The sequence below is a fragment of the Mycobacterium neumannii genome (assembly GCF_002245615.1).
GTDB classification, from domain to species: Bacteria; Actinomycetota; Actinomycetes; order Mycobacteriales; family Mycobacteriaceae; genus Mycobacterium; species Mycobacterium neumannii_A.
This window is the reverse complement of record NZ_NKCO01000019.1, coordinates 17,393-43,223: the sequence shown is the minus strand read 5'-3', so window position 1 is coordinate 43,223 and position 25,831 is coordinate 17,393. Positions and strand designations below refer to the sequence as shown.

At 67.4% G+C, this 25,831-nt stretch carries 24 protein-coding genes; 18 read left to right on the top strand and 6 right to left on the bottom strand.

Features of this window, described 5'->3' with window-relative positions; translation table 11 throughout:
- The first annotated feature begins 31 nt into the window (after positions 1-31).
- Positions 32-223 (top strand): helix-turn-helix domain-containing protein, encoded by a 192-nt coding sequence (locus CEX88_RS19675; RefSeq protein ID WP_064348432.1) that lies wholly within the window; start codon positions 32-34, stop codon positions 221-223.
- On the opposite strand, the gene CEX88_RS19670 is transcribed toward CEX88_RS19675, so the two are convergent.
- Positions 220-813, bottom strand: a complete 594-nt coding sequence (locus tag CEX88_RS19670; RefSeq protein WP_066850385.1) for a TetR/AcrR family transcriptional regulator — start codon at positions 811-813, stop codon at positions 220-222. The genes CEX88_RS19675 and CEX88_RS19670 overlap by 4 nt on opposite strands.
- A gap of 20 nt (positions 814-833) precedes the next feature.
- Entirely contained in the window at positions 834-3,683 is a 2,850-nt protein-coding gene (locus tag CEX88_RS19665; RefSeq protein ID WP_094294757.1) for an aconitate hydratase, read from the bottom strand.
- Between the two features lie 159 nt (positions 3,684-3,842).
- On the opposite strand from CEX88_RS19665, the gene CEX88_RS19660 reads away from it, so the two are divergent.
- From CEX88_RS19660 to CEX88_RS19615, 10 genes are all read left to right on the top strand, one after another.
- Complete coding sequence (locus tag CEX88_RS19660) at positions 3,843-4,406, top strand: Rv1476 family membrane protein (protein WP_094294756.1); 564 nt, start codon at positions 3,843-3,845, stop codon at positions 4,404-4,406.
- 245 nt (positions 4,407-4,651) lie between these two features.
- Entirely contained in the window at positions 4,652-6,076 is a 1,425-nt protein-coding gene (gene ripA, locus CEX88_RS19655; RefSeq protein ID WP_066850379.1) for an NlpC/P60 family peptidoglycan endopeptidase RipA, read from the top strand.
- Between the two features lie 31 nt (positions 6,077-6,107).
- A complete protein-coding gene (gene ripB / locus CEX88_RS19650) occupies positions 6,108-6,815 on the top strand; it encodes an NlpC/P60 family peptidoglycan endopeptidase RipB (RefSeq protein WP_064395509.1) in 708 nt (235 codons plus the stop codon).
- 135 nt (positions 6,816-6,950) lie between these two features.
- A complete protein-coding gene (gene moxR1, locus CEX88_RS19645) occupies positions 6,951-8,099 on the top strand; it encodes a chaperone MoxR1 (protein WP_064348434.1) in 1,149 nt (382 codons plus the stop codon).
- Positions 8,096-9,043: a DUF58 domain-containing protein gene (locus CEX88_RS19640; protein WP_064406116.1), complete on the top strand. Its 948-nt coding sequence runs from the start codon at positions 8,096-8,098 to the stop codon at positions 9,041-9,043. The genes moxR1 and CEX88_RS19640 overlap by 4 nt, the downstream gene beginning before the upstream one ends.
- Before the next feature lie 21 nt (positions 9,044-9,064).
- Positions 9,065-10,072 carry a VWA domain-containing protein gene (locus tag CEX88_RS19635; protein WP_094294755.1) on the top strand — a complete coding sequence of 336 codons (1,008 nt, stop codon included), beginning with the start codon at positions 9,065-9,067 and terminating at the stop codon, positions 10,070-10,072.
- A 23-nt stretch (positions 10,073-10,095) separates the two neighbouring features.
- The gene (locus CEX88_RS19630; protein WP_094294754.1) at positions 10,096-11,106 is read left to right on the top strand and encodes a VWA domain-containing protein; all 1,011 of its coding nucleotides are present in this window, start codon (positions 10,096-10,098) and stop codon (positions 11,104-11,106) included.
- A gap of 60 nt (positions 11,107-11,166) precedes the next feature.
- Complete coding sequence (fabG1, locus tag CEX88_RS19625; RefSeq protein WP_094294753.1) at positions 11,167-11,946, top strand: 3-oxoacyl-ACP reductase FabG1; 780 nt, start codon at positions 11,167-11,169, stop codon at positions 11,944-11,946.
- 29 nt (positions 11,947-11,975) lie between these two features.
- A complete protein-coding gene (gene inhA, locus CEX88_RS19620) occupies positions 11,976-12,785 on the top strand; it encodes an NADH-dependent enoyl-ACP reductase InhA (RefSeq protein ID WP_094294752.1) in 810 nt (269 codons plus the stop codon).
- A 14-nt stretch (positions 12,786-12,799) separates the two neighbouring features.
- Complete coding sequence (locus tag CEX88_RS19615; protein ID WP_094294751.1) at positions 12,800-13,786, top strand: ferrochelatase; 987 nt, start codon at positions 12,800-12,802, stop codon at positions 13,784-13,786.
- On the opposite strand, the gene CEX88_RS19610 is transcribed toward CEX88_RS19615, so the two are convergent.
- Entirely contained in the window at positions 13,783-14,631 is an 849-nt protein-coding gene (locus CEX88_RS19610; protein WP_094294750.1) for a hypothetical protein, read from the bottom strand. The two genes, CEX88_RS19615 and CEX88_RS19610, sit on opposite strands and share 4 nt — an antisense overlap.
- Positions 14,632-14,691: 60 nt before the next feature.
- Here CEX88_RS19610 and CEX88_RS19605 point away from each other — a divergent pair, with 60 nt between their 5' ends.
- Together CEX88_RS19605 and CEX88_RS19600 are read left to right on the top strand one after the other, a co-directional pair.
- Positions 14,692-15,123 (top strand): NfeD family protein, encoded by a 432-nt coding sequence (locus CEX88_RS19605; RefSeq protein WP_064395516.1) that lies wholly within the window; start codon positions 14,692-14,694, stop codon positions 15,121-15,123.
- 30 nt (positions 15,124-15,153) lie between these two features.
- Positions 15,154-16,362 (top strand): SPFH domain-containing protein, encoded by a 1,209-nt coding sequence (locus CEX88_RS19600; RefSeq protein WP_094294749.1) that lies wholly within the window; start codon positions 15,154-15,156, stop codon positions 16,360-16,362.
- Between the two features lie 7 nt (positions 16,363-16,369).
- Here CEX88_RS19600 and CEX88_RS19595 read toward each other — a convergent pair whose 3' ends face one another.
- On the bottom strand, positions 16,370-17,116 hold the full coding sequence (locus CEX88_RS19595) for a TVP38/TMEM64 family protein (protein WP_094294748.1): 747 nt from the start codon (positions 17,114-17,116) through the stop codon (positions 16,370-16,372).
- A gap of 99 nt (positions 17,117-17,215) precedes the next feature.
- Here CEX88_RS19595 and mutA point away from each other — a divergent pair, with 99 nt between their 5' ends.
- The 4 genes from mutA to lipL are packed head-to-tail and all read left to right on the top strand — an operon-like array spanning position 17,216 to position 23,617.
- Positions 17,216-19,033, top strand: coding sequence for a methylmalonyl-CoA mutase small subunit (gene mutA / locus CEX88_RS19590; protein WP_094294747.1), 1,818 nt, complete (start codon positions 17,216-17,218; stop codon positions 19,031-19,033).
- Positions 19,034-19,052: 19 nt separating this feature from the next.
- A complete protein-coding gene (gene scpA, locus CEX88_RS19585) occupies positions 19,053-21,302 on the top strand; it encodes a methylmalonyl-CoA mutase (protein ID WP_094294791.1) in 2,250 nt (749 codons plus the stop codon).
- Positions 21,303-22,295 (top strand): methylmalonyl Co-A mutase-associated GTPase MeaB, encoded by a 993-nt coding sequence (meaB, locus tag CEX88_RS19580; protein WP_094294746.1) that lies wholly within the window; start codon positions 21,303-21,305, stop codon positions 22,293-22,295.
- A 47-nt stretch (positions 22,296-22,342) separates the two neighbouring features.
- Entirely contained in the window at positions 22,343-23,617 is a 1,275-nt protein-coding gene (lipL, locus tag CEX88_RS19575; protein WP_094294745.1) for an esterase/beta-lactamase LipL, read from the top strand.
- A gap of 7 nt (positions 23,618-23,624) precedes the next feature.
- Here the strand turns inward: lipL and CEX88_RS19570 are convergent, their stop codons facing one another.
- Positions 23,625-24,362, bottom strand: coding sequence for a hypothetical protein (locus tag CEX88_RS19570; RefSeq protein WP_064426658.1), 738 nt, complete (start codon positions 24,360-24,362; stop codon positions 23,625-23,627).
- 44 nt (positions 24,363-24,406) lie between these two features.
- The gene (locus tag CEX88_RS19565; RefSeq protein WP_064395525.1) at positions 24,407-24,778 is read right to left on the bottom strand and encodes a hypothetical protein; all 372 of its coding nucleotides are present in this window, start codon (positions 24,776-24,778) and stop codon (positions 24,407-24,409) included.
- Between the two features lie 136 nt (positions 24,779-24,914).
- Here CEX88_RS19565 and CEX88_RS19560 point away from each other — a divergent pair, with 136 nt between their 5' ends.
- Complete coding sequence (locus CEX88_RS19560) at positions 24,915-25,559, top strand: hypothetical protein (protein WP_094294744.1); 645 nt, start codon at positions 24,915-24,917, stop codon at positions 25,557-25,559.
- The last annotated feature ends 272 nt before the right edge of the window (positions 25,560-25,831 follow it).

Sequence of the window (25,831 nt, the reverse complement as noted above, 5' to 3'; positions counted from 1 at the left end):
TCCGTCGGGGCATCGAAGCGGGGAGGTGCTGATGAAAAAGCTGGACAAGTCGAGAGACCAGTTGCTGAACGAGCTGCGGAGTGCTTACGAGGGTGGGGCAAGCATCCGTACTCTGGTCGCGTCCACGGGACGCTCGTATGGTTCGATCCACAGCATGCTGCGTGAGTCGGGTACGACGATGCGCAGTCGTGGGGGTCCGAACCACCGCAGCAGGCGCCGCTAGTCGGCCTGCCGCGCGGTCTCTTGGTCGCGTCGCTGCCGCAGTGACGCCTCGACCAGGTCCAGTACGGCACTGAGCTTTTCGGGATCGTCCCCCGACGCCAAACGTGCGACCAAGCCGTCGAGGACGAGGTCGAGATAGGTCTGCAGCACGGCGCTGGGAACGTCGTCGCGCAGTCGGCCCGCCTGCTTCTGCATGCGCAGCCGCTGGGTCGTGGCCACCGAAAGTTCGGCGGAGCGCTCTGCCCAACCGCGGTGAAACTCCGGGTCGTTGCGCAGCTTTCGCGCGATCTCCAGGCGGGTGGCCAGCCAGTCGAACTGCTCGGGCGCGGCCAGCATGTCGCGCATGACCTGGACCAGCCCCTCGCGTGCGGCGACATCGGCCATGCGCTCGGCGTCCTCGCGGGCCAGTTCGAAGAACAGCGTGTCCTTGTCCCGGAAGTGATGAAAGATGGCGCCGCGCGACAGCCCAATCGTCTGCTCGAGCCGCCGCACGGTCGCCTTGTCGTAGCCGTACTCCGCGAAACACCGGCGGGCGCCGTCGAGAATCTGCCGACGACGCGCCGCCAGGTGGTCGTCGGTGACCCGGGGCAACGCGGTTGTCCCTTCCCGCGTTACTGCGACTCGAGCATGTTGCGCAGCACGTACTGCAGGATGCCGCCGTTGCGGTAGTAGTCCGCCTCACCCGGGGTGTCGATACGCACCACCGCATCGAACTCGATGGTGTCCCCAGAGCCGTCCGCTCCATCGTTTTTCGCGGCGGTGACGTGCACCGTCTTCGGCGTCTTGCCCTCGTTGAGCTCCTCGATGCCGGTGATGTCGAACGTCTCGGTGCCGTCGAGGCCCAGCGACTCCGCCGTCTCACCCTCGGGGAACTGCAGTGGGATCACGCCCATGCCGATCAGGTTCGACCGGTGGATCCGCTCGAACGACTCGGTGATCACTGCGCGCACCCCAAGCAGCCGCGTGCCCTTGGCGGCCCAGTCACGCGACGACCCCGAGCCGTACTCCTTGCCGCCGAGCACGACGAGCGGAATGTCCTGCGCCGCATAGTTTTGCGCGGCATCGTAGATGAACGCCTGCTCGCCGTCCTTGGTGAAGTCGAGGGTGTAACCACCCGAGACGTCGTCGAGCAACTGGTTGCGCAGCCGGATGTTGGCGAACGTGCCGCGGATCATCACCTCGTGGTTTCCACGTCGGGAGCCGAACGAGTTGTAGTTCGCACGCTCTACGCCGTGGTCGTCCAGATACTGCGCCGCGGGCGTGCCCGGCTTGATGGCGCCGGCCGGGGAGATGTGGTCGGTGGTCACCGAATCACCCAGCAGCGCCAGCACTCTCGCGCCCTTGATGTCGGTCACCGGTTCCGGTTCGGCCGACATCCCGTCGAAGTACGGGGGTTTGCGCACGTAGGTCGAATCCTCGGCCCATTCGAAGGTGTTTCCCTCCGGGGTGGGCAGGTTGCGCCAGCGCTCGTCACCCTTGAAGACGTCGGCGTAGTTCTTGGTGAACATCTCCTGGCTGATCGCCTCGGCGATCGTGTCGTTGATGTCGGACTGCGATGGCCAGATGTCGCGCAGGTAGACGTCGTTACCGTCCTTGTCCTGGCCTAACGGCATCTCCTCGAAGTCGAAGTCCATCGTGCCGGCGAGCGCATAGGCGATCACCAGCGGCGGAGACGCCAGGTAGTTCATCTTGGTGTCCGGGTTGATCCGGCCCTCGAAGTTGCGGTTGCCCGACAGCACCGCCGCCACTGCGAGGTCATTGTCGTTAACGGCCTCGCTGATCTCCTCGGGCAGCGGGCCGCTGTTGCCGATGCAGGTCGTGCAGCCGTACCCGACGAGGAAGAAGCCCAACTTCTCCAGATACGGCCACAGCCCGGCCTTCTCGTAGTAGTCGGTGACGACCTGCGAGCCGGGAGCCATCGTCGTCTTCACCCACGGCTTGGTGGCCAGACCCTTCTCGACCGCGTTCTTGGCCAGCAGCGCCGCGCCGAGCATCACCTCGGGGTTGGAGGTGTTGGTGCACGACGTGATCGCGGCGATCACCACCGCGCCGTGGTCGAGCACGAACTCGCCGAGTTCATCCGATTTCACGGTTACGGGCTTGCTCGGCCGGCCATTGGGTTCGATCGCCGCGCTCGCGACATGGGCCGGCGGCTTCTTGTTGTTGAGGAACGACGTGTTGCGTACCGGATCGCTGGCCGGGAACGTCTCGTCGATCGCCTCGTCGAGTTGGGAGTACTCACCGTTGAATTCGCCGTCTTCGACGTAGTCGGTGATGTCCTGACGGAAGGCCCCCTTGGCCTCGTTGAGCGCGATGCGGTCCTGGGGGCGCTTCGGTCCGGCGATCGACGGCACCACGTCGGACAGGTCCAACTCGATGTACTCGGAGAACTTGGGCTCCCGCTTGGGGTCGTGCCAGATGCCCTGTTCCTTGGCGTACGCCTCGACGAGCGCCAGTTGCTCCTCGCTGCGCCCGGTGAAGCGCAGATAGCTGATGGTCTCCTCGTCGATGGGGAAGATGGCCGCGGTGGAACCGAACTCGGGGCTCATGTTGCCCAGCGTGGCCCGGTTGGCCAGCGGAACCTCGGCCACACCGTCGCCGTAGAACTCGACGAACTTACCGACCACGCCGTGCTGGCGCAGCATCTCGGTGACCGTGAGCACCACGTCGGTGGCCGTCACGCCCGGCTGCCGCTCACCGGTCAGCTTGAACCCGACGACCCGGGGGATGAGCATCGACACGGGCTGGCCCAGCATCGCGGCCTCGGCCTCGATGCCGCCGACGCCCCAGCCCAGCACGCCGAGACCGTTGACCATGGTGGTGTGGCTGTCGGTGCCCACACAGGTGTCCGGGTACGCCACCCCGTCGCGGTCCATCACGACACTGGCCAGGTATTCGATGTTGACCTGGTGGACGATGCCGGTGCCCGGCGGAACCACCTTGAAGTCGTCGAAGGCGCCCTGGCCCCAACGCAGGAACTGATAACGCTCGCCGTTGCGTTCGTACTCGATCTCGACGTTGCGCTCGAACGCGTCTTCGCGGCCGAACAGGTCGGCGATCACCGAGTGGTCGATCACCAGGTCGGCGGGGGCGAGGGGGTTGACCTTCTCGGGGTCACCGCCGAGGTCGGCGATCGCTTCGCGCATGGTGGCCAGGTCGACGATGCACGGCACACCGGTGAAGTCCTGCATCACCACGCGCGCGGGGGTGAACTGGATCTCCACGCTGGGATCGGCTTCGGGATCCCAGTTGGCGATCGCCTCGATGTGGTCCTTGGTGATGTTGGCGCCGTCCTCGTTGCGCAGCAGGTTCTCGGCAAGGACCTTCAGGCTGTAGGGCAGCTTGTCGGTACCCGGCACCGCGTCGAGGCGGTAGATCTCGTAGCTCTTGTCTCCGACCTTCAGGGTGTCGCGGGCGTCAAAAGAATTGGGGGAAGAATTTTCCGTATTACCTTTGCTCACATCAACTCCCGGCTAGTTCTCGCAGCCGACGGGCTGTGACGGCCGCGTTACAACTCTAACAGTACGCTTGTCCTGCAAAACGGTCAGGGTCGGTTCTCAGTCTCGTACCCGCAGCGCGTGCTGTCACTCTGCTGAGTACCCATCACGTACGGTTCTTCTGTGTTCGGACCGCATGTGATTCCGTATCTGCCGGCCTACATCCCGCCCGACGTCTGCGGGCCCGTGGGCATGGACGCCGCGACCACGCCGGTCGACACGTGCCTGAATCTGGTCATCGAAGACGTCCGCGACGACGGGGTGAGCGCCTCGCCCACACCCGACAACGCGGGTCTGCCCGACGTGGTCGCCGAGGCCCAGCAGAAGGGCATCGACTTGAAGATCGTCGTCGTGGACCAGAACCCGCCGATCGACACGCCACTGCGCGATATCGCGACCGAGGTGGGCGAGGCGTTTCCCGGGTCGACGGTGCTGGTGCTCAGCCCGACGGACTCGGGCACCTTCAGTACGACGTTCGACCGCATGACACTGGAGGCGGGCCAGGATGTCGCCGAAGGGCGCGGTCCGGTCCAGGGTTCGCAGAATTTCCTCAGTGAGCTGACGGCAACGCACTTTCCGTGGACTGCATTGACGATTGTGGTCGTTGTGGGAGTGGTTGCCGCCGTTATCGGTACGCGACTTTTGCAGGTTCGCGCCAAGCGTTCCACGTCGCGCGAGAACGCTTGAATCTCCACTGCGCCAACGGTTTTGGGGTGATTGCCGAATGCCCCGGTATTGGCGAAGTCACGACCCGATAACACTTCTTTCAATTACAAACTTGTAATTCGCGACTAAAGTTTCTTTGGCGTCAGATGTGACGTACGGTGCAATCGGTAACTGTGTTGTAGATGTGCATCGTGTGACAAATGAGCACAGTCACCGTGACGAATGTGTCCGCACGTTCGCCTGAAGCCATAGGAGAACTGAGTCGGATGAGACGCACACCTGGCGCATCCGCTACGCGGCCGTGTGGACGATTCTGCGCGGCCCTGATCGTGGCAACCATGTTGTCCACCGCCCCCGGCCTGGCCCTCGCGCAACCCGACAGCCCCGACAGCCTCGCCGCGCTGGTCGCCGCCGTCGCCGATGCCGATCAGAAGCTGCAGGATCTCGGCGCCGAGATTCAGCAGCAGCAGGAAAGCGTCAACAAGGCGATCGTCGACGTGCAGACCGCCCGGGATAACGCGGACGCCGCGCAGCGTGAGGTCGATGCGAGCCGACAGCGCGTCGAGCACGCCAACATCGCGATCGAGCAGGCGCAGAAGCGGTTCAACTCCTTCGCCGCCGCGACGTACGTCAACGGCCCCTCGGACTCGTACCTGACCGCGGGCGATCCCGCCGAGGTCATCAAGACGGCTGCGGCTGGGCAGACGCTGGCGATCAGCTCGCAGCAGGTGATCGCCGATCTGCAGCGAGCCCGCACCGAGCAGGTCAACCGCGAGTCCGCGGCGCGGCTGGCCAAGCAGAACGCCGACAAGGCGGTCGCCGACGCCGAAGCCAGCCAGCAGTCCGCGGTTTCGGCTCTGACCAACGCGCAGGAGACGTTCAAGTCCCAGCAGGCCCAGCTCGACAAGCTGGCCGCCGAGCGCAAGGCCGCGCAGGCCAAGCTCGCCGAGGCGCGTACCCAGGCCGCGCCGGCGTCACCGGCGGGTCCTGCCGCGCAACCGGCGGCCGCCGCGACGCCGAAAAGCCCCGACTGGGACCGCGCCCCGGAGGGTGTCGACCCCGGCACCGGTAACTGGGCCACGCCGTGGGACCCGACGTTGCCGGCGATCCCCAGCGCCTTCGTCAGCGGCGATCCGATCGCGATCATCAACGCGGTTCTCGGCATCGCGTCCACCTCGGCGCAGGTGACCCAGGACCTCGGGCGCAAGTTCCTGCAGTCGCTGGGAATCCTTCCGCAACCGGCCGCCGCGCCGGCCTTTAACAACGGCGCGATTCCCCGCGTCTACGGCAGGCAGGCGACCGAGTTCGTGATCAAGCGCGCCATGTCGCAGATGGGCGTGCCCTACTCGTGGGGCGGCGGCAACGCTGCCGGACCGAGCCGCGGCATCGACTCCGGCGCGGGCACAGTCGGTTTCGACTGCTCGGGCCTGATGCTCTACGCGTTCGCAGGCGTCGGCATCAAGCTCGACCACTATTCGGGTTCCCAGTACAACGCCGGGCGCAAGGTCCCGACGTCGCAGATGCGCCGTGGCGACATGTTGTTCTGGGGCCCCAACGCCAGCCAGCACGTGGCGCTGTACCTCGGCGACGGACAGATGATCGAAGCGCCCTATACGGGTTCGGTGGTGAAGATCTCGCCGGTGCGTACCAGCGGCATGACCCCGTACGCGACTCGTCTCATCGAATGGTGAGCGGTCAGAAGCGAAAGACGTTAGGAAAACTTTGCGTTTCAAGCTGATTCGGTTCCTGGGCGGTTGTGCGCTGCTGGTGGCGACCGTCGCGCTCACCGTCGGGCTGGCGACGCCGGCGACGTCCGCACCCGAGGACGGCCAGTGGGATCCGACGCTGCCCAAACTGATCAGCGCCGGCGCCCCTGGCGATCCCCTCGCGATCGCCAACGCGTCGCTCGCGGCGACCGCCCAGGCCACCGAAGTCACGATGAGCCTGGGCCGCAAGTTCCTGTCCACCCTGGGTCTCGCGCCACCGGAGGCCGCGGCGGCCAGCGTCGCGCCGGGCCGGGTGCGCGGACCGCAGGCGATCGAGTACGTCATCCGTCGCGGCGCCTCGCAGATGGGCGTGCCGTACTCATGGGGCGGCGGCAAGCCGAACGGCCCGAGCCGGGGTATCGACTCGGGGGCCAACACCGTCGGGTTCGACTGCTCGGGATTCACCCAGTTCTCGTTCGCCGGGGTCGGGGTCCTGATCCCGAAGTACTCCGGCGACCAGTACGACACCGGCCGCAAGGTGCCGACGTCGCAGGCCAAGCGCGGCGACCTGCTGTTCTGGGGTCCCGGCGGCAGCCAGCACGTCGCCATCTACCTGGGCGGCGGACAGATGCTCGAGTCCTCGGGCAGCGCGGGCAAGGTGACGGTGGGCCCGGTGCGTCACTCCGGCCTTCAGCCGTATGTGGCGCGCATCATCGAATCCTGAGCGGAGCCTGAGCCGAAGCTGAACGTTTCGGGCGGCGTCGACGGATTCTGCCGTGCCTGGAATAGTTGACGGCGAGCGTGCGGCCGCGACCGGGCTGTGCGGCACTGACCAGCGAGTTTTGTGGAAGGAACGTTGATGACCTCACCGAGTGGGCCGTCGCAGGGGCCTGGAGGCTACCCCGGCCAGGCACCGGCACAGGGATACCAGGGCTCACACGCCGCACCGTCGAGCCCGGCTTCCCAGAACGGCGGTCTGCAGCAGGAGGTCCACACGCTCGAGCGGGCCGTCTTCGAGGTGAAGCGCATCATCGTCGGCCAGGACCAACTGGTCGAGCGCATGCTGGTCGGTCTGCTCGCCAAGGGCCACGTACTGCTCGAGGGTGTGCCTGGCGTGGCCAAGACGCTGGCTGTCGAGACCTTCGCCAAGGTGGTGGGCGGCACCTTCGCCCGCATCCAGTTCACTCCTGACCTGGTGCCGACCGACATCGTCGGTACCCGCATCTACCGGGTGGGCAAGGAGGAGTTCGACATCGAGCTCGGGCCCGTCGTGGTCAACTTCCTGCTCGCCGACGAGATCAACCGCGCCCCTGCCAAAGTGCAGTCCGCGCTGCTCGAGGTCATGGCCGAGCGCAAGATCTCCATCGGCGGTAAGACGTTCCCGTTGCCCCAGCCGTTCCTGGTGATGGCCACCCAGAACCCGATCGAGCAGGAGGGCGTGTATGCCCTGCCCGAGGCTCAGCGGGACCGCTTCCTGTTCAAGCTGAACATCGACTACCCGTCGCCCGAGGAAGAGCGGGAGATCATCTACCGGATGGGCGTCAAGCCGCCGGAGCCAAAGCAGATCCTCGCGCCCGGCGACCTGCTGCGTCTGCAGGACGTAGCGGCCAACAACTTCGTGCACCACGCGCTGGTCGACTACGTCGTCCGCGTGGTGACCGCGACGCGTCAGCCCGAGAAGTTCGGGATGCCCGACGCGAAGGCGTGGATCGCCTACGGCGCCTCACCGCGCGCATCGCTGGGCATCATCGCGGCGTCGCGCGCGCTGGCGCTCGTGCGCGGACGCGACTACGTCATCCCGCAGGATGTCGTCGAGGTCATCCCCGATGTGCTGCGGCACCGGTTGGTGTTGACCTACGACGCGTTGGCCGACGAGATCTCGGCCGAGACGGTGATCAACCGCATCCTGCAGACCGTGGCCCTGCCGCAGGTGAACGCCATTCCGCAGCAAGGTCATTCGGTGCCGCCCGTCGTGCCTGCCGCCGCTGGTGCGGCCAGCAATCGGTGACCAGCTCCCGACGCTCCGTTGATCTGCCGTCGCTGAAGCGCGGCGAGATCCGTGACCCCGCGCTGAGCGCGGCGCTGCGCAAGCTCGAGTTGACCGTGCGGCGCAAGCTCGACGGCGTGCTGCACGGCGACCACCTCGGCCTGCTGCCCGGCCCGGGGTCGGAACCGGGGGAGTCACGGCTCTATCAGCCCGGCGACGACGTGCGCCGGATGGACTGGTCGGTCACGGCGCGCACCACGCATCCGCACGTGCGGCAGATGATCGCCGACCGCGAACTCGAGACCTGGCTCGTGATCGACATGTCGGCCAGCCTCGACTTCGGCACAACCGGTTGCGAGAAGCGCGATCTCGCGGTGGCCGCCGCGGCGGCGATCACGTTCCTCAACAGCGGGGGCGGCAACCGGATCGGTGCGATCATCGCCAACGGCGACACCGTGCGGCGGGTGCCCGCACTGTCGGGCCGGATGCACGAGCAGGAGATGCTGCGCGCGATCGCGACGATGCCCAAGGCGCCTGCCGGCGTCCGCGGGGATCTGGCCGCCGCGATCGACGCGTTGCGCAGGCCCGAGCGGCGCCGCGGCATGGCGGTGATCATCAGCGACTTCCTCGGTCCGATCAACTGGATGCGCCCGCTGCGGGCGATCGCGGGGCGCCACGAGGTGCTCGGAATCGAAGTGCTCGACCCGCGCGACGTCGAACTGCCCGCGGTCGGCGAAGTGGTGCTGCAGGACGCCGAGACCGGGGTGACCCGTGAGTTCACCATCGACGAGCAGTTGCGCGACGACTTCGAGCGGGCGGCCGCGGCACACCGCGCGGAGGTGGCCAGGACGTTGCGGCGATGCGATGCGCCGCTGTTGACGCTGCGCACCGATCGCGACTGGATCGCCGACGTCGTCCGGTTCGTCGCCAACCGCAGGCGTGGCGCGCTGGCGGGCCACGCCTGATATCGAGATGATTAGGCGCACATGACATTGCCGTTGCTCGGACCCATGACGCTGTCGGGTTTCGAAAACGCCTGGTTCTTCCTGTTCCTGCTCGCGGTGCTCGGAATCGTCGGGCTCTACATGGTCGTCCAGCTGGCCCGGCATCGGCGGATGCTGCGGTTCGCCAACATGGAGTTGTTGGAAAGCGTTGCGCCCAAACGGCCTTCGCGCTGGCGGCATCTTCCCGCGATCCTGCTCGTCATCGGTCTGGTGTTGCTGACGGTGGCGATGACCGGACCCACGCATGACGTCCGCATTCCGCGCAACCGCGCGGTGGTGATGCTCGTGATGGACGTCTCGCAGTCGATGCGCGCCACCGACGTCGCTCCGAATCGGATGGCCGCCGCCCAGGAGGCGTCCAAACAGTTCGCCGACGAACTCACCCCGGGAATCAACCTGGGCTTGATCTCCTACGCCGGCACGGCGACGGTGCTCGTGTCGCCGACCACGGGCCGGGAGGCCACCAAGGCCGCAATCGACAAACTGGAGTTCGCCGACCGCACGGCGACCGGTGAGGGCATCTTCACGGCTCTGCAGGCGATCGCCACCGTCGGGGCGGTGATCGGCGGCGGCGACGAACCCCCGCCTGCGCGCATCGTGCTGTTCTCCGACGGCAAGGAGACCGTGCCGTCGAACCCGGACAACCCCAAGGGCGCCTACACCGCGGCCCGCACCGCGAAGGACCAGGGGGTACCGATCTCGACGATCTCGTTCGGCACGCCGTACGGCTACGTCGAGATCAACGACCAGCGCCAGCCCGTACCGGTCGACGACGAGATGCTCAAGAAGATCGCCGATCTGTCCGGCGGGGAGGCGTTCACCGCGTCGAGCCTTCAACAGCTGCGAGAGGTCTACGCGAACCTGCAGCAGCAGATCGGCTACGAGACGATCCGCGGCGATGCGAGCGTGGGGTGGCTGCGGCTGGGAACGCTGGCCCTGGCGATGGCCACGCTGGCGGCCTTGTTCATCAACCGTCGTCTGCCGAACTGATTTGCAAGGGATGACGATCTGAGATGACAGTTCCACTGCTGGGACCGCTATCGCTCACGGGTTTTCAGCACATCTGGTGGTTCCTCCTGTTTGTGGTGGTCCTGCTGGCACTGGCCGGGTTGTACGCCGCCGCCCAGATCGCCCGGCGAAAGCGGTTGCAGCGCTTCGCCAACACCGAGCTGCTCGACAGCGTCGCGCCCAAGCGGCCCAGTCCACTGCGTCACGTTCCCGCGGCGCTGCTGGCGATCTCGCTGCTGTTCTGCACCATCGCGCTGGCCGGGCCCACCCACGACCAACGCCTTCCGCGCAACCGCGCGGTGGTGGTGCTGGCCATCGACGTCTCCCAGTCGATGCGCGCCACCGACGTCGACCCGAGCCGCCTGGCCGCGGCCCAGGAGGCCTCGAAGAAGTTCGTCGACGAGCTCACGCCGGGCATCAACCTCGGCGTCATCGCCTATGCCGGGACCGCCAACGTCCTGGTTTCGCCGACCACCAACCGCGACGCGAGCCGGCGCGCGATCGAAAATCTTCAGGTGGCCGACAAGACCGCCACCGGCGAGGCCATCTTCACCGCACTGTCGTCGATCTCCACCGTCGGCGCTGTCATCGGTGGCGGCGATACGCCACCGCCCGCGCACATCGTGCTGTTCTCCGACGGCAAGGAGACGGTGCCGAACAACCCCGACAACCCGAAGGGTGCGTTCACCGCGGCACGGGCCGCCAAGGATCAGGGCGTGCCGATCTCGACGATCTCGTTCGGCACGCCGAACGGGTCGGTCGAGGTGAACAACGAGCGGGTCCCGGTGCCCGTCGACGACGAGGGCATGGAGAAGATCGCAGAACTCGCAGGCGGCGAGGCCTACACCGCGTCCAACCTCGACGAACTCAACAAGGTCTACGACACCCTGCAGGACCAGATCGGGTACGAGACCGTGCGCGGTGAGGCGACCACCGGCTGGCTCCGGCTCGGCGCCCTGTTCGCGGCCGTGGCGGCCGTGGCCAGCCTGCTGATCAACCGACGGCTACCGCTGTGAGCGCGGCACTTCACTAAGGCGATTTCTTAAGAATGGCGGGCAGGCGATAGGTTGGCGGGCATGACTGCGCAGGCGACGAGCAATGACACCGGAGCGACCGCCGAATCCGAATCGGCCGGTGGTCGTCCGCCTTTCGTCTCCCGCTCGGTGCTGGTGACCGGCGGTAACCGTGGCATCGGCCTTGCCATCGCGAAGCGCCTCGCCGCCGACGGTCACAAGGTCGCCGTCACCCACCGCGGTTCGGGGGCCCCCGAGGGGCTGTTCGGCGTGGTGTGCGACGTCACCGACAACGCCGCCGTCGACCGCGCGTTCAAAGAGGTCGAGGAGCATCAGGGACCGGTCGAGGTGCTGGTGTCCAACGCCGGCATCTCCAAGGACGCGTTCCTGATGCGGATGACCGAGGAGCGGTTCGAAGAGGTCATCAACGCCAACCTCACCGGCGCGTTCCGGGTGGCGCAGCGGGCCTCACGCACCATGCAGCGCAAGCGGTTCGGCCGGATCATCTTCATCGGCTCGGTGTCGGGCATGTGGGGCATCGGCAACCAGGCCAACTACGCGGCCGCCAAGGCCGGCCTGATCGGCATGGCCCGCTCGATCTCGCGTGAGCTGTCCAAGGCCAACGTCACCGCCAACGTCGTCGCGCCCGGCTACATCGACACCGAGATGACCCGGGCCCTCGACGAGCGGATCCAGGCCGGTGCACTGGATTTCATACCCGCCAAGCGCGTGGGCACCGCCGAGGAGGTGGCCGGCGCGGTCAGCTTCCTGGCGTCCGAGGATGCCAGCTATATCGCCGGCGCGGTGATCCCCGTCGACGGCGGCATGGGTATGGGCCACTAGATCTTTTCGCAAAAGAGAGGGACTTTCACATGACCGGTTTGCTCGAAGGCAAGCGCGTCCTCGTCACGGGAATCATCACCGACTCGTCGATCGCGTTCCACATCGCCAAGGTCGCTCAAGAGTCGGGTGCGGAGCTGGTGTTGACCGGGTTCGACCGGCTGAAGCTGATCCAGCGGATCGCCGACCGGTTGCCCAACCCGGCGCCGCTGTTGGAGCTCGACGTGCAGAACGAGAAGCACCTCGACACGTTATCCGAGCGCATCACAGAGGTGATCGGCGAGGGCAACAAGATCGACGGCGTGGTGCACTCGATCGGCTTCATGCCGCAATCGGGCATGGGCATCAACCCGTTCTTCGACGCGCCCTACGAGGACGTCTCCAAAGGCATTCACATCTCGGCCTTTTCGTACGCCTCGCTGGCGAAGGCGACGCTGCCGATCATGAACCGCGGCGGCAGCATCGTCGGTATGGACTTCGATCCGACCCGCGCGATGCCCGCCTACAACTGGATGACCGTGGCCAAGAGTGCGCTCGAGTCGGTGAACCGCTTCGTCGCCCGCGAGGCCGGGCCGTACGGTGTGCGTTCGAACCTCGTCGCGGCCGGGCCGATCCGCACCCTCGCGATGAGCGCGATCGTCGGCGGCGCACTCGGAGCCGAGGCCGGTGAGCAGATGCGGTTGCTCGAGGAGGGCTGGGATCAGCGCGCGCCGGTCGGCTGGGACATGAAGGACCCGACCCCGGTGGCCAAGACGGTGTGCGCGCTGCTGTCGGACTGGCTGCCTGCCACCACCGGCACCGTGATCTACGCCGACGGCGGCGCAAGCACGCAATTGCTGTGACGGACCGCAGGTAAATGGACATCGACGCCGTCCTGCTGCTCTCGTTCGGCGGGCCGGAGCGCCCCGAAGACGTGATGCCGTTCCTGGAGAACGTGACTCGCGGACGGGGCATCCCGCGGGAGCGGTTGGCGTCGGTCGCCGAGCACTACCTGCATTTCGGCGGCGTCTCACCGATCAACGGCATCAACCGGGCGGTGATCGAGCGGCTGCGCACCTACGTCGACGTCCCGGTGTACTTCGGCAACCGCAACTGGGAGCCCTACGTCGAGGAGGCCGTGACCGCCATGCGCGACGACGGGGTGCGCCGCGCGGCGGTGTTCACCACGTCGGCGTGGGGCGGCTACTCGAGCTGCACGCAGTACGTCGAGGACATCGGAAGGGGACGGCAGGCGGCGGGCGACGCGGCCCCGCAACTGATCAAACTGCGTCAGTACTTCGACCATCCGCTGTTCGTGCAGATGTTCGCCGACGCGATCACCGACGCAGCGAGGGCGGTGCCGCACGACGCGCGCCTGGTGTTCACCGCACACTCGATTCCGCTGGCTGCCCGGTCACGCTGTGGCACAGAGCTTTACGAGCGTCAGGTGGCATATGCCTCCGGGCTGGTGGCGGCTGCGGCCGGGTACGACGACTACGACCAGGTGTGGCAGTCCCGATCCGGCCCGCCGCAGGTACCGTGGCTGGAACCCGATGTAGGCGACCATCTTTCGTCGCTCATCGAGAACGGCACCACGGGCGTGATCGTGTGTCCGATCGGTTTCGTCGCCGACCACATCGAGGTGGTGTGGGACCTCGACACCGAACTGCGCGAACAAGCCGAAGAAGCCGGAATTGTCTTCGCCAGGGCGGCGACGCCGAACGCCGACCTCGCACGTGTCGCTGCCGATCTGCTCGCCGAGTTACGCGACGGCCGGGACCCTGAGCGGGTGCCCGGAACGAATCCGCCGCCACTGCAGGGGTATTCGGTCGACGGCGTGCTGTGCACGCCGGACTGCGGCTAGCCGCGCCAGGCCGAGTGCAGGACCGCGTCGACCGCGGCCAGTCGCGCCGAGCGCACCACGGTCGACAGGGGGCGCAGCGCGTCGTTGGCGATCTGCACCTCAGCGGAGCTGTGCAGCCCGATCGGTATCAGCCCGGCGCTGACCGAGATGATCGCGTCGACGTGCGCGGCGTTCTCCAGCACACGCGCCGCCCGGTTCGGCGCGTGGTCGGGAAGGCGATGCATGCGGGTGGATTCCAGCACCTGCTCGACGAGTCCGCGGGGATCCTCCACGTCGATCTCCGCCGCGCCTGCGCGCAGTGCCCCGAGCGCGTCCGCCGCCGAGCGGACCGCCGACCGCAGCGCGTACTCGGCCTCGGCGAGATCGACGTATCCCGCGGGCGTGGACGCTTCGGGTATCGAGTACACCGTCCACGACAGCCCGCAGGGGTCACGGTCGAACTCGTCGGACTCCTCGAATTCGTCGTACTCGAAATCCGGCACCAGACCGATCGACCCCGCACCGGAGACGACGAGGGCCTCGCCCGCGGTCACCGCGTCGCGCTGGAACTGGGTGCCTGCGGGCAGCCCCCGGACGTCGCCGGGCACCGGCAGGGCCAGGCCGATCGGCGGTTCCGTCACGCCGGGGCCTGCGGCCGTGCGCAGCGTCTGCAGCAGCGACACCGCACCCGTATCCACCAGATCGGGCCAGGGCAAACCGGTCGCGCCGGCCGCCACCGAATCGTAGGCGGTTACGGAATGTTTTGGCGCCCAGTGTGATAGCGCGTCGAGGACATCGTCGGGCGCGGCAACGCCCGCTAACCAGGCATTGGCCCACACCGACAGCGAAACACTGGGACACCACATGATGTTCGAAGTGTAGTTGTTACGCCCGCAGGTGGTCGGGCGCGACGATAGGGTGGTGTCATGCCCGCTGCGCTGATCTGGTTAATTGCCGCGCTGGCGCTCGCCGGTGCCGAAGCGCTGACCGGCGACCTGTTCCTCCTCATGCTCGGCGGCGGGGCGCTGGCCGCGGCCGGCTCGAGCCTGATCTTCGACGACCTGTGGGTCCACGGCGCGGTGTTCGCCGTCGCGTCGATCCTGTTGCTTGTGCTGGTGCGGCCCGCGCTGCGCAGGCACTTCCAGGCCGGTACCGGTCTGCCCGACCCGGCCAAGGCGCTCGAAGGCAAGAGCGCGCTGGTGCTCGACCGGGTGGCCCAGCACGAGGGACAGGTGAAGCTCGACGGTGAAGTCTGGACGGCGCGGCCGCTCAACGAGAACGACGTGTACGAACCGGGGGACCAGGTGACCGTCGTGCAGATCGACGGTGCCACCGCCGTCGTCCAGAAGCTCGCCTAGAACACACTGGGTACGAGGGAAGGAATCGCCATGGATGGAGCCGTCGCCGGCCTGGTGCTCGTCGGCGTGCTGGTGGTGTTCGCCGCCATCATCGTCGCGAAGTCGATCGCGCTGATACCACAGGCCGAGGCCGCGGTCATCGAACGGCTCGGCCGCTACAGCAAGACCGTGTCCGGTCAGCTGACCCTGCTGCTGCCGTTCGTCGACCGGATCCGTGCCCGCGTCGACCTGCGCGAGCGGGTGGTGTCCTTCCCGCCGCAGCCGGTGATCACCGAGGACAACCTGACCGTGCAGATCGACACGGTGGTCTACTTCCAGGTGACCAACCCGCAGGCCGCGGTCTACCAGATCAGCAACTACATCGTCGGTGTCGAGCAGCTGACCACGACCACGCTGCGCAACCTCGTCGGCGGTATGACGCTGGAGCAGACGCTGACCTCGCGCGACCAGATCAACACGGCGTTGCGCGGCGTGCTCGACGAGGCCACCAACCGCTGGGGGTTGCGGGTCGCCCGTGTCGAGTTGCGCAGCATCGACCCGCCACCGTCGATCCAGGATTCGATGGAAAAGCAGATGCGCGCCGACCGCGAGAAGCGCGCGATGATCCTGACCGCGGAAGGCAACCGGGAATCGGCCATCAAACAGGCCGAGGGCCAGAAGCAGGCCCAGATCCTGGCCGCCGAGGGCGCCAAACAGGCCGCGATCCTGGCCGCGGAGGCAGATCGCCAGTCGCGCATGTTGCGCGCCCAAGGCGAACGCGCGGCGGCCTACCTGCAGGCCCAGGGCCAGGCGAAGGCCATCGAGAAGACGTTCGCGGCCATCAAGGCGGGTCGGCCAACGCCGGAGATGCTGGCGTACCAGTACCTGCAGACCCTGCCGCAGATGGCCAAGGGCGAGGCGAACAAGGTGTGGCTGGTGCCCAGCGACTTCGGTTCGGCGCTACAGGGTTTCACCAAGATGCTCGGCGCGCCCGGGGAGGACGGCGTGTTCCGCTACACCCCGTCGCCGGTCGACGACACGCCGGTCAAGACCGATGACGACGACGAGGTCGCCGACTGGTTCAACACCGAGACCGATCCCGAGATCGCCCGCGCGGTGGCCAAGGCCGAAGCCGAGGCGCGCACGTCGGTGGACGGCCCCGCGCCCATCAACGCACCGCCGTCGTTCCCGGGGATCGGCCAGCAGACCAACCCTGCGACGCAGGAACGCGAGCCCGGCGGCGGGGCGCACTCCCGCTGACCGGGAGCTATCTCGGCACGCGCACCGGCTGATCGACGGCGGGTTCGACCGTGCGCTCGCGGTGGTGGCGCCGGTGCACGCGGACCTCGTAGACCAGGCCCGCCACGCCCAGGCTGGCGGTGCAAAACGAGATCAGCACGAGCAGGGGGCTGACATTGCCGGTCAGCGCGTCGCCGAGGATCACCACCGCCGCAGTGCCCGGCACCAGTCCCGCCAAGGTGGCCAGCGCGTAGGGGAGCACGCGCACCGACGACACTCCCGCGGCGTAGTTGAGCACGGCGAACGGCACGGCGGGAATCAACCGCATCGACAGCACCGTCGGCCAACCGCGTTCGCGCAGCCGCGCGTTGAGGGATTCGATTCGCGGATGGCGCACCGCCCGGTCCAGTCGAAGGTCCACGGCGCGGACGAGCAGCACCGCGATGACCGCGCTGATCGTCGCCGCCGTCACCGCCAGGGGGATGCCCAGCACCGGGCCGAAGAGCAGGCCCGCGCCGAGCGTGAATGCCGTGCGGGGGAACGGGAAGACCGTCACCACGATGTGGGCGGCCAGAAACGCCAGCGGAAACCACGGCCCGACCGAGGTGGCCCAGTCGCGCAACTGCACCGCGGTCGGCACCGGGACCAGCAACGCAACTGCGACGAGAATCACAATCGCCGCCAGGGACCCGACCAGACGCACCCGCGAGACGCTCGAAAGCGTCGCGATCACCGCCCCTCGGGCCGCGCGCAGGGTGCTGACGACGGAGTTCACGTCTACCAAGACTACGGAACCGCGGCCGAAGCCACCTGTTCGCGGGACCGCGAGTCGACCGACCGGCAGACACCGCTGTGACTGCGATCATTTAGCCTGATGATCGTGCAGAAACCCACTGTGGTCGAGGCCGATCGCGAGCGCTGGCGCTCAGCGGTTGCCGCGGTGCTGGCAAAGAGCACCCGGCGCGATCCCGCCGATCTGCCCGCCGAGCCCGAGCGGCTGCTGGATTCGCCCACCTACGACGGCTTCGCGATCCGCCCGCTGTACACCAGCGCCGATGGGCTTCCCGAACCTCCGCTGCCCGGGCAGTGGCCGTTCGTGCGCGGCGGTGACGCGCTCCGTGACGTCAAGGCCGGCTGGAAAGTCGCCGAGGCGTTCCCGGTGAACGGGCCCGGCAACCTGGCCGAATCCAACGGCGCCGTGTTGGTCAGCCTCACCGAGGGGGTCAGCGCGCTCGTCATCCGCGTCGGCGCGCCCGCGGGCGTCGCGGCTTCGGAGTTGGACCGGCTGTTCGACGGTGTCTTCCTCGACCTCGTCCCGGTGCTCTTCGAAATCGCCGGGCCCGATTACGTTTCGGCCGCCGACGCGGTGCTCGGGCTGTTGAGCGACCTCGACGCCGACCAACGCTCCCGGCTGTCGGTGGACCTCGGCGCCGACCCGTTGACCGCACCGCTGAGCGGGCGCGCGGCTCCCGAGATCGCCGACGTCGTGGCCACCGCCGCCAAATTCGGCGACTACAGCGGCGGCGTTCGCGCCGTCACCGTCGACGGACCCGCGTTCCACAACCTCGGCGCCAACGCATCGTGGGAGCTGGCCGGCCTGGTGTCAACGGGGGTGAGCTACCTGCGGCAGCTGGAAGAGGGCGGTATCTGTGTCCCGGACGGGTTGCGGCAGATCAGTTTCCGCATCGCCGCCGACGACGACCAGTTCATGACGATCGCCAAACTGCGGGCCGCGCGCCTGCTGTGGGCCAGGGTCGCCGAGGTCGTCGGAGCGCCGGAGCACGGAGCGGTCACCCTGCACGCCATGACGTCGCTGCCGATGATGTCCAAGCGCGATCCGTGGGTGAACATGTTGCGCACCACCGTGGCCGCCTTCTCGGCCGGTGTCGGCGGGGCCGACACCATCCAGGTCCACCCGTTCGACGTCGCGATCCCCGGTGGGTTCCCAGGGACGGCGCCGAGCTTCGCGCGCCGAATGGCCCGCAACACCCAGCTGCTGTTGCTCGAGGAGTCGCACCTTGGCCGTGTGCTCGACCCGGCGGCGGGTTCCTGGCATGTGGAGGACCTCACCGAGGAGCTCGCCGAGCAGGCATGGAAGCACTTCCAGGACATCGAGTCCCGCGGCGGCTTCGAACAGGCTCGTGATCACATCGTTGCCCAGATCGCCGAGGTCGCCCAGCGGCGCGCCGAGGACATCGCACACCGGCGAACGGCGCTGACCGGTGTCAACGAGTTTCCCAATATCGCCGATCCGGCTCTGCCGCAAGGTGATTCGCTGCCGGGGGTGGCCCGCTACGCGGCGGGCTTCGAGGAGCTGCGGGACCGCTCCGACGCTTTCCTCGAGAGGACCGGGGCCAGGCCGAAGGTGTTGCTGCTGCCGCTCGGTCCACTCGCCGAACACAACGTGCGCACCACCTTCGCCACGAACCTGCTCGCGTCGGGCGGTATCGAAGCGGTGACCGAGGCGGAGCAGACACCGCCGATCGCCGTGATCTGCGGCACCGACACCCGCTACGGAGAGGAAGCCTCGGCCGCGGTCGACTCGGCACGCGAGACGGGCGTATCGCATGTGCTGCTCGCCGGGCCGGAAAAGGCCGTCGCGGAAGCCCATTCCAAGCCGGACGGCTACCTGACCGCGAAGATCGACGCGGTCGCCACCCTGTCGGACCTGCTCACCAGATTGGGGGCCTGAGGTGACTGCCACAGCCGGGATCGGAAAGACCATCGGGAGTTTCGCCGGAGTCCCGCTGCACGGCGAGAAGCGTGCCGACCCGCCGACCGAGGCCGCCGTCACCGCCCATGTCGAAGCGGCCGCCACGACGCACGGATACAGCGCCGACCAAGTGGACTGGGTGACGCCGGAGGGTATCGACGTCAAGCCCGTCTACATCGGGGCCGACCGCGACGCCGCCGTCGCCGCCGGATATCCGCTCGACACCTTCCCGGGCCAACCGCCCTTCGTGCGGGGCCCGTACCCCACCATGTACGTCAACCAGCCGTGGACCATCCGCCAGTACGCGGGTTTCTCCACCGCCGCGGAGTCCAACGCGTTCTACCGGCGCAACCTGGCAGCGGGGCAGAAGGGCCTCTCGGTGGCGTTCGACCTGGCCACCCATCGCGGTTACGACTCGGACCATCCGCGGGTGCAGGGCGACGTCGGAATGGCAGGCGTAGCAATCGACTCCATCCTCGACATGCGTCAGCTTTTCGACGGCATCGACCTGTCGACCGTGTCGGTGTCGATGACGATGAACGGCGCGGTGCTGCCGATCCTGGCGCTGTACGTCGTCGCCGCCGAAGAGCAGGGCGTGCCGCCGGAGAAGTTGGCCGGGACCATTCAGAACGACATCCTCAAAGAGTTCATGGTCCGCAACACCTACATCTATCCGCCGAAGGAGTCGATGCGGATCATCTCCGACATCTTCGGCTACACCAGCACGAAGATGCCTAAGTTCAACTCGATCTCGATCTCGGGCTACCACATCCAGGAAGCCGGTGCCACAGCCGATCTCGAGTTGGCCTACACGCTGGCCGACGGTGTCGAGTACATCAAGGCCGGCCTCGATGCCGGGCTCGACGTCGACAAGTTCGCGCCGCGCCTTTCGTTCTTCTGGGGCATCGGCATGAACTTCTTCATGGAGGTCGCCAAGCTGCGGGCCGGCCGGCTGCTCTGGAGCGAGCTGGTCGCGGAATTTGGACCCGAAAGCCCCAAATCCAGGTCATTGCGCACCCATTCGCAGACGTCGGGGTGGTCGTTGACCGCTCAGGACCCGTTCAACAACGTCGCGCGCACCTGCATCGAGGCGATGGCCGCGACGCAGGGGCACACCCAGTCGTTGCACACCAACGCGCTTGACGAGGCGCTGGCATTGCCGACTGACTTCTCGGCCCGCATCGCGCGCAACACCCAGTTGGTGCTGCAGCAGGAGTCGGGCACCACGCGGCCGATCGATCCGTGGGGCGGCTCGTACTACGTCGAGTGGCTGACCCACCAGCTGGCCACCGCGGCGCGGATGCACATCGGCGAGGTCGTCGAGCACGGCGGAATGGCGCAGGCGATCTCCGACGGCATCCCGAAACTGCGCATCGAGGAGGCCGCCGCGCGCACCCAGGCGCGCATCGACTCCGGCCAGCAGACGGTGATCGGCGTCAACAAGTACCAAGTCGACGAGGACCACGAGGTCGAGGTCCTCAAGGTCGAGAACAGCCGGGTGCGGGCCGAGCAGCTCGCAAAACTCGAGCGGCTGCGCGCCGAACGCGATCAGGCCGAGGTGGACGCCGCGCTGGCCGAGCTGAGCCGGGCGGCGGGTGCCCGCGGACCGGCGGGCGAGGACGGGCTGGGCAACAACCTGCTCGCCCTGGCCATCAACGCCGCGCGGGCCAAGGCCACCGTCGGTGAGATCTCCGATGCGCTCGAGCGGGTCTACGGGCGCCACGTCGCCGAGATCCGTACGATCGCCGGCGTCTACCGCGATGAGATGGGGGGTGCAGGGGTCAGCAACATCACAAAAGCCACCGACCTCGTGCAGAAGTTCGCCGAGGCCGACGGTCGCCAGCCGCGCATCCTGATCGCGAAGATGGGCCAGGACGGCCACGACCGCGGGCAGAAGGTGATCGCGACCGCGTTCGCCGACATCGGCTTCGACGTCGACGTCGGCTCGCTGTTCTCCACCCCCGAGGAGGTCGCACGGCAGGCCGCCGACAACGACGTGCACGTCGTCGGCGTCTCATCGCTCGCGGCCGGGCACCTGACCCTGGTGCCCGCGCTGCGCGAAGCGCTCGCCGAGGTGGGTCGGCCCGACATCATGATCGTGGTCGGCGGCGTCATCCCGCCCGGCGACTTCGACGAGCTCTACGCCGCCGGAGCCACCGCGATCTTCCCGCCCGGCACGGTGATCGCGGACGCGGCGGTCGGCCTCCTGCACAAGCTGGCCGATCGGCTGGGCTACCGCCTCGACTAGATGGCCGATCCGACCGCCGACCTTGCGGCCGCCGTGGCGGACGGCGACCGTGCCGCCCTGGCAAGAGCCATCACGCTGGTGGAGTCGACGCGCGTCGACCACCGCGAGCAGGCCCAGGAACTGCTGCTGAAGCTGACTGAGCACGCGGGCAACTCGCTGCATGTCGGGATCACCGGCGTGCCCGGCGTCGGCAAGTCGACGACGATCGAGGCGCTCGGCATGTACCTGATCAACCAGGGACACCGCGTCGCCGTGCTGGCCGTCGATCCCTCGTCGACCAGGACCAGGGGCTCGATCCTGGGCGACAAGACCCGCATGGCGCAGTTGGCCGTGCATCCCGACGCCTACATCCGCCCATCGCCCACCTCGGGCACACTCGGCGGCGTCGCCAAGGCGACCCGCGAGACGATCGTGCTGTTGGAGGCGGCCGGTTTCGACGTGGTCCTGGTCGAGACGGTCGGCGTCGGGCAGTCCGAGGTGACCGTGGCCAACATGGTCGACACCTTCGTGTTCCTCACGCTCGCGCGCACCGGCGATCAGCTGCAGGGCATCAAGAAGGGCGTGCTCGAACTCGCCGACATCGTCGTGGTGAACAAGGCCGACGGCGAGCACGCGATCGAGGCAAAACGGGCCGCCCGTGAGCTCGCCGGTGCCATTCGCCTCATTTATCCCCGCGAAACACTGTGGCGCCCACCGGTTCTCACGATGAGCGCGCTGGAGAGGACGGGCCTCGAGGAGCTGTGGGCGACGGTGCTCAAGCACCGCGACGTGCTCACCGAGGCGGGGGAGTTCGAAAGCCGCAGGCGCGCTCAGCAAGTCGAGTGGACCTGGTCGATGGTGCGGGATTCGGTCCTCGACCGGGTGCTGTCGAACCCGAACGTGAAGCGGATGCGCGCCGAGATCGAACGTCAGGTCCGCGACGGCGAGCTGACTCCCGCGCTTGCTGCGCAGCAGCTGCTCGACGCCTCTGACATGCGCGAACCTAACAAATAGGTAACGGTAGGTTTATTTGCCGGGGCTGCGAGTAAATTAAATAAATTGTGACGGGTGTCAACAAACGGGAGCGCAGCGTCGCGCTTCCGCACGGTGTCCAGGGCGCTGCCGATTCCAATTTCGCCTGCACCCTGCGTGCTTTCTCGCGACTGTTCCCTGGTCGTCGCTACGGCGGCGGCGCCCTGTCGATCTACTTGCACGGTGAGCCCGTCGTCGACGTGTGGACCGGTTACTCGGACCGCCGCGGCACGCAGTACTGGAACGCTGACACCGGTGCGATGGTCTTCTCGGTCACCAAGGGCATGGCGTCCACTGTCATCCACCGACTCGCCGACCGCGGCCTGATCGACTACGACACCCCGGTGGCCGAGTACTGGCCCGAGTTCGGCGTCAAGGGCAAGGCCGCGATCACGGTGCGCGAGCTGATGCAGCACCGGGCCGGGCTGTCGCACCTCAACGGGTGCACCAAGGCCCAGCTGCTCGACCATCGGGTGATGGAAGAGCGGGTGGCGGCCGCGCCGGTCAACAAGCTGCTGTTCGGCCATCAGGCCTATCACGCGCTGACCTACGGCTGGCTGATGTCCGGCCTGGGCCGCGCCGTCACCGGCAAGGGCATGCGCGATCTGATCCGCGAGGAGCTGGCCGAGCCGCTGGACACCGACGGGTTGCACCTGGGGCGCCCGCCTGCCGGCGCGCCGACCCGCGCCGCGCAGATCCTCGCCCCGCAGGGCGCCCTCGCCAACCCGGTCTTCAACTTCGTCGCCCCGCGCGTCGCGGCGCTCGGGGTGTCGGGGATGTTCGGTTCGATGTACTTCCCCGGCATGAAGTCGGTGGTCCAGGGCGACACGCCGTTCCTGGACGCCGAGATCCCGGCCGCCAACGGTGTGGCCACCGCCAGGAGCCTGGCCAAGATGTACGGCGCGATCGCCAACGGTGGCCGCATCGAGGGCAAACAGTTCCTGTCCGAGGAGCGGGTCGCGGCGCTGACCGGCCGGGCGAGCTACTGGCCTGACCGCAACATCTTCGTACCGTTGAGCTTCAACCTGGGTTACCACTCGCTCCCGGTGCCCCCGGGGGTGATGGCCGGGTTTGGTCATGCCGGGCTGGCCGGCTCGGTCGGGTGGGCCGATCCGAGTACCGGACTGGCGTTCGGCTTCGTGCACAACCGACTGCTCACGCGGATGGTGCTCGACCAGGCGACGTTCGCCGGACTGGGCGTGTTGATCCGGCGCGACGCGGCGCGGGCGCGCAGGCGTGGCTATCAGACGGTGCCCGATCTGGGTGCGCCGTTATACAGCGTGTCGCGCGAGGTTGCCGGGTAACGCGCAATCACTGAGAAGCGCTGCTGAACCACTTCGTCTTCTGCCGCCAGGACTCCGCCGAGGTCAGCGCGAAGCCGGCACCGCACATACAGGCGAAGACCCACACCAGGGTCGCGCCGCCGTCGTGCTGCTGCAGCGCGGGGATGTAGGCCGTCAGCAGGCGCACGATGCACGCGGCGATGCCCGCGGCGGACGAGATCAGATAGACGTTGGCGATCTTGCGCGACCGCGGATCCCTGCGCAGCACCAGCAGGGCCCGGCTGCCGTACCCCAGCAGGTAGATCAGGATGCCGCACAGGATCAGCCAGTAGGTGTTCAGCCAGAAGTCGGTGGGCACCTGGAAGAAGTCCGGCTTGAAGATGCGCGCGCCGTTGCCGAGGGAGAAGGTGACCAGCAGCAACGGGATGCACAGCGTGGCCGGGATTTCGACGTACTGCTTGAACGACCTCTGCAGCAGGTGGTCGTCCTGCAGGCGACCGAGGGCGTTGTAGACGACGGCCGACGCGGCGACGATGTAGCAGTCGTGGCCGATGAAGTCTTCGAGGTTCCATTTGCCGGTCAGCGCGTGCAGCGCGACCCCCAGCGTTTCCGAGGCCCACGGGGACATCAACAACACCGCCATGCCCTGCAGGGCGATGTTGAGGGTGGCGGCCACCTCCCAACGGGAGGACCAGGTGACCCGGCGAATCCACAGGCTCCACGCGATACAGCAAAGCGTGATCGCGATCAGTGTCGCCAAAGCCATAGGGTTGCCTTCGGAGCTGCCGTAGTACTCAGCAAAGTGTACGGCTAAAGGGGCGGGGCGTCACTCCGCGGTCGCAGCTCGGAGAGTCGAGGAATGCGGGTTCGCGACTTGGTCGTCTCCCGCACGGCCGTCTGGCCGGAACCGCCTGTGCGTTCGAGATATTCGACGTAACTCAGCACTTCTTGCCTGGTCATCAAGCCGAATCTGATCTGCAGGTCGGGATAGTTCAGACCGAACCGGTCCGCCACCCGCCGCAGCTCCTCGGCGTCTGGATAGTCCGGCTCTTTGATTCGGCGGTAGTACGTGCTGCTGGATGTGCCCAGTGCGTCGTAGATGTCCTTGGCCTCGATGTCACCGTCGAGCAGGTAGTCGAGCAGCGCTTTGAGTTGTCTGCCGTTCTCGTCTGTCCGAGGCACTTGTCCACTCTAAACCAACGTCCCGCGTTTGGGCAGTGCGGTCCGCAAACTGGAGGAGTTTGCCTATATTGACACTGGCGTCACAGTTTTGGGAGGTGTCTCCCATTTTTGGGACACCTGAGCTATCTTTGGTCGCATGGTTGCTCCCTACCTGGCTTCGCCCACAGAGGTTCTGCGCCCGCTCGGTGAGTTTGCTACGGCAACGGTCCGCGTCACGGACTACGACGCTGCGGACGCCGGTGCCTCCGCCAGCATGGTCAAAGTTTCGACCCCCGCAAGCGACGAGCTGACGGCCGAACTCGACGGGGCCACCGAATGGCTCGGTCTGCCGGCCGACGAGATCCTGGTCGCCGCGTTGAGCAGAACCATCGCCCGCACACTCGGTGAAGGCCTGGTCCGAGTCGACATCGCGAGCGAGCGCGGTTCTCTGCTCGACGCGGTACCCCTGGTGTGTGTGGCGGGGCAGCACGCGAGCGCCACCGAGGTGCTGGCCTCCGTGCACCAGATCCTGGCCGCCGCTTCGGAGCGCGAGGTGGCCGCTTCGCCGGAGGTGTACTTCAACTACATCGGCGAATCGCCGTCGGACACCGTGCCGGTGCAGGAGACGCCGCCTGGCCTCGGCCACGCACTGGAGGTGCGTGTCTACCGCGCCGGTGGCGATGTGCGTATCGACTGGTGGTATGACACCAGCCGCTTCGAGCAGTACACGGTCGAGGAGCTGTCCGAACAGTTCCCGCTCGCGCTCGTCGAGATCACGTCGGACGCGTTGCCCCCGAACTGAGCACACGCCGTTCGGCGGTAAGATCGACGCCATCGGCTTGGATCCGGCCATCACCGGGGAGCCTTCGGAAGAACAGTTCGGCGTCACCACCTCTGGGGCGTTCCGAGCCCAGTAGAACCGAACGGGTGGGCCCGTCAACGCCCTAACTGAGCGGCGCGCACCCCTTAGTGTGCGCAAGCGGGGTGGTACCGCGGCGCTCGCGCACCGGCGCGACGTCGTCCCCGTGCCTTGACGAACATGTGAGGCTTCGAACCGGAAGCCGAACGAGGCAC

Bases quoted from the DNA above. Each gene is read 5' to 3' on its own strand.
- CEX88_RS19675 (WP_064348432.1), top strand. From the start codon at position 32: ATGAAAAAGCTGGACAAGTCGAGAGACCAGTTGCTGAACGAGCTGCGG.
- ripA (WP_066850379.1), top strand. From the start codon at position 4,652: ATGAGACGCACACCTGGCGCATCCGCTACGCGGCCGTGTGGACGATTC.
- moxR1 (WP_064348434.1), top strand. From the start codon at position 6,951: ATGACCTCACCGAGTGGGCCGTCGCAGGGGCCTGGAGGCTACCCCGGC.
- CEX88_RS19635 (WP_094294755.1), top strand. From the start codon at position 9,065: ATGACATTGCCGTTGCTCGGACCCATGACGCTGTCGGGTTTCGAAAAC.
- CEX88_RS19630 (WP_094294754.1), top strand. From the start codon at position 10,096: ATGACAGTTCCACTGCTGGGACCGCTATCGCTCACGGGTTTTCAGCAC.
- fabG1 (WP_094294753.1), top strand. From the start codon at position 11,167: ATGACTGCGCAGGCGACGAGCAATGACACCGGAGCGACCGCCGAATCC.
- inhA (WP_094294752.1), top strand. From the start codon at position 11,976: ATGACCGGTTTGCTCGAAGGCAAGCGCGTCCTCGTCACGGGAATCATC.
- CEX88_RS19615 (WP_094294751.1), top strand. From the start codon at position 12,800: ATGGACATCGACGCCGTCCTGCTGCTCTCGTTCGGCGGGCCGGAGCGC.
- CEX88_RS19610 (WP_094294750.1), bottom strand. From the start codon at position 14,631: ATGTGGTGTCCCAGTGTTTCGCTGTCGGTGTGGGCCAATGCCTGGTTA.
- CEX88_RS19605 (WP_064395516.1), top strand. From the start codon at position 14,692: ATGCCCGCTGCGCTGATCTGGTTAATTGCCGCGCTGGCGCTCGCCGGT.
- CEX88_RS19600 (WP_094294749.1), top strand. From the start codon at position 15,154: ATGGATGGAGCCGTCGCCGGCCTGGTGCTCGTCGGCGTGCTGGTGGTG.
- mutA (WP_094294747.1), top strand. From the start codon at position 17,216: ATGATCGTGCAGAAACCCACTGTGGTCGAGGCCGATCGCGAGCGCTGG.
- meaB (WP_094294746.1), top strand. From the start codon at position 21,303: ATGGCCGATCCGACCGCCGACCTTGCGGCCGCCGTGGCGGACGGCGAC.
- CEX88_RS19570 (WP_064426658.1), bottom strand. From the start codon at position 24,362: ATGGCTTTGGCGACACTGATCGCGATCACGCTTTGCTGTATCGCGTGG.
- CEX88_RS19560 (WP_094294744.1), top strand. From the start codon at position 24,915: ATGGTTGCTCCCTACCTGGCTTCGCCCACAGAGGTTCTGCGCCCGCTC.